The following is a 2,891-nucleotide window of genomic DNA, read 5'->3' as shown; positions in this document are numbered from 1 at the left end:
CGGCACGACCGCGTGCGGATCGCCCTGCACGGCACGGTGCTGCGCCGCGGGGACTGGTCGCCCGCGGTACCCGACCCCCAGCACATCGCCTTCGCCACCGACGACATCGTGGCCTGCGCCCGGACCGCACGGGGACGGGGCGCCCCGCTGCTGTCCGTGCCGGACAACTACTACGACGACCTCGAGGCCCGGGTCCGGCTGCCCGACGAGACCCACGCGGCTCTGCGCGAGCACCGCATCCTCTACGATCGGGACGCCGACGGGGAGTACTTCCACTTCTTCACCGAGGTGCTCGGCTCCCGGGTGTTCTTCGAGGTCGTCCAGCGGGTGGGCGACTACGCCGGGTACGGCACGGCCAACGCCCCCGTCCGGATGGCCGCCCACCGCGCCGCCCGGCGTGGTCGGTGAGGCGTCACCCGCGCGGCGCGTACATGATGACCGCGACCCCGGCGAGGCAGAGCACCGCCCCGAGCACGTCGAACCGGTCCGGCCGGTAGCCGTCGACGACCATGCCCCACGCCAGCGACCCGGCGACGAACACCCCGCCGTAGGCGGCGAGGATCCGGCCGAAGTGCGGGTCCGGCTGCAGCGTGGCGACGAACCCGTACAGTCCGAGCGCGAGCACCCCGGCACCGATCCACACCAGACCGCGGTGTTCCCGCACCCCCTGCCAGACCAGCCAGGCACCGCCGATCTCGGCGAGCGCGGCCACCAGGAACAACGCGATCGAACGCAGCACGAGCACGGGCGACCTCCCTCGGAAACCGGCGGGGCGGGGCACCCGGGACCCTACGCCGGTGGCGGGACGGCGGCCCCGGCGCACCCGGCGACGATCCCGCGGTGTACCGGTTCGGGAGGTCAGCCCCGCACCGGCGGGGCGGTCGTGTCCCCGTCCGGATCGGTGTCGGTGGCGCCGGGTGCGCCGGTGCCGTCCGGGTCGAGGTCGAGGCTGGTGCGCAGGTCGGCGGGCTTCAACGCCAGTGCGGCCAGCACGCCCACCACGGCGATCGCCGTCGAGATCAGGAAGAGGTCCCCCGTCGCGTCACCGTAGGCGGTCCGGACGAGGTCGCGCACCGGCTCCGGCAGTTCGGCCAGGTTGAGGTTACTGGTCCCGGCGGTGGCCGGGTCGGGAACCCCCGCCTCGGCCAGGCCGGCGGCGATGTCGCTCTCCACCGTCCGGTCCAGCACCGCCCCCAGCACCGCGATGCCGGTCGTGCCCCCGAGCGAGCGGAAGAACGCCACGGACGCGCTCGCCGCACCCACGTCCCGCAGGGCCACGGTGTTCTGCACCGCCAGCACGAGGTTCTGCATGGACAGACCCACGCCGGTGCCGACCAGCAGCAGTCCGCCGAACACCACCGGCAGCGGGGTGTTCGGACCGAGCGTCGACAGCACCCCGAAGCCCGTGACCAGCACGACGGTGCCCGCCACGATGAACGGCTTCGTCCTGCCGGTGCGGCTGACCAGCATGCCGGAGACGGTCGAGGCCACCAGCGTGCCCGCCATCATCGGCACCATCATCAGCCCGGCCGCCGTGGGGTCGTACCCGCGCGCCACCTGGAAGTACTGGCCGAGGAACACCGCACCGCCGAACATCGCCATGCCGACGGCGAGGCTGGCCACGATCGCCAGGGCGGGCGTGGGCTGCCGCAGGATGCGCAGCGGCACGATCGGTTCGGCGGCGCGCGACTCCCACCACACCGCGACCGTCAGGATCGCCAGGGCCGAGCCCGCCAGCACCGCCGTCTGCCACGACAGCCACCCGAACGACCCGTCCACGAACGACACCCAGATCAGCAGGATGCTCACGCCCGTGCCGACGAGCGCCGCACCCGGGTAGTCGACACGGACCTCCGCGCGCCCGCGCACCACGGGGAGATCCAGCGTCCGGTGCAACACGACCAGTGCGACGGCGGAGAACGGCACGCCGAGGAAGAAGCACCAGCGCCACCCCAGCCACGACACGTCGGTGATCAGCCCGCCGAGCAGGGGACCGCTCACCGTGGCCAGCGCCATGACCGCGCCGAGCACGCCGTTGTACCGGCCGCGTTCCCTGGGCGGGATCATCGCCGCGATCACCGCCTGTACCAGCGCCTGCAGACCGCCGACGCCGAGCCCCTGGACGGCACGGGCGGCGATGAGCTGCCCCGGTTCCTGCGCGAACCCGCTCACCAGGGAGCCGACCAGGAACACCGAGATCGCGACCTGGGTCAGCCGCTTCTTGCTGTAGAGGTCGGACAGTTTGCCCCAGATCGGGGTGGACGCGGTCGCGGCGAGCAGCGTCGCGGTGACCACCCAGGTGTACTGGGTCTGGGTACCGTTGAGCGAACCGATGATCCGGGGCAGCGCGACCGAGACGATGGTGGAGCTGGTCATCGCGACGAACAGCGCGAGCAGCAGCCCGGTGAGGGCCTTGAGCACCTCCCCGCGGCGGGCGGAGGACACGGTGTCGTCGGCGGGCGCGGTCGTGGGGCTGGTCACTCGGTCTCCGGAACGGTCGGACCTCGCGGTCGGGACGGTCGGTGGCGGACGGTGGCCGTGGCCCCGCCCGACCACTGTCCGTAAAAGTTTCTCATTGGGCAAGTTTGCGCGTTGAGAATCACACCGGTCGAGGGCTTACGATCGACCCGTGGACGAGACCGGGCCGGGACTGCGCGAACGCAAGAAGCGGGCGACGAAGCGCGCGCTGCACGAGGCCGCGATGCGGCTCGCCCTGCGGGACGGGTACGACCAGCTCACCGTGGAGGCCGTCGCCGACGCGGCGACGGTGTCCCGGCGCACCTTCTCCAACTACTTCACGGGCAAGGAGGAGGCGCTGCTGCACGGCGAGCGCACCCGGCTCGCCCGGCTGCTCGCGGCGGTGGCGGCCCGGCCCGCCGACGAGCGGCCGT

Annotated in this window: 3 protein-coding genes and 1 pseudogene; 2 read left to right on the top strand and 2 right to left on the bottom strand. The window is 72.9% G+C overall.

Features of this window, described 5'->3' with window-relative positions; genetic code table 11:
- Positions 1 to 408, top strand: a pseudogene (locus tag SACHA_RS20190) (VOC family protein); the annotation flags it as partial.
- A 4-nt stretch (positions 409 to 412) separates the two neighbouring features.
- Here the strand turns inward: SACHA_RS20190 and SACHA_RS0103955 are convergent.
- Both SACHA_RS0103955 and SACHA_RS20185 read right to left on the bottom strand, forming a co-directional pair.
- Entirely contained in the window at positions 413 to 745 is a 333-nt protein-coding gene (locus SACHA_RS0103955) for a YnfA family protein (protein WP_019807401.1), read from the bottom strand.
- Between the two features lie 113 nt (positions 746 to 858).
- Positions 859 to 2,481 (bottom strand): MDR family MFS transporter, encoded by a 1,623-nt coding sequence (locus SACHA_RS20185; RefSeq protein WP_019807400.1) that lies wholly within the window; start codon positions 2,479 to 2,481, stop codon positions 859 to 861.
- Between the two features lie 148 nt (positions 2,482 to 2,629).
- On the opposite strand from SACHA_RS20185, the gene SACHA_RS20180 reads away from it, so the two are divergent.
- On the top strand, positions 2,630 to 2,891 hold a 262-nt coding region (locus SACHA_RS20180), incomplete at its 3' end, for a TetR/AcrR family transcriptional regulator (RefSeq protein ID WP_019807399.1).

The sequence above is a fragment of the Saccharomonospora halophila 8 genome, from assembly GCF_000383775.1.
GTDB classification, from domain to species: Bacteria; Actinomycetota; Actinomycetes; order Mycobacteriales; family Pseudonocardiaceae; genus Saccharomonospora; species Saccharomonospora halophila.
The sequence above is the reverse complement of the archived record's forward strand: the minus strand, read 5'-3'. Positions and strand labels throughout refer to the sequence as shown.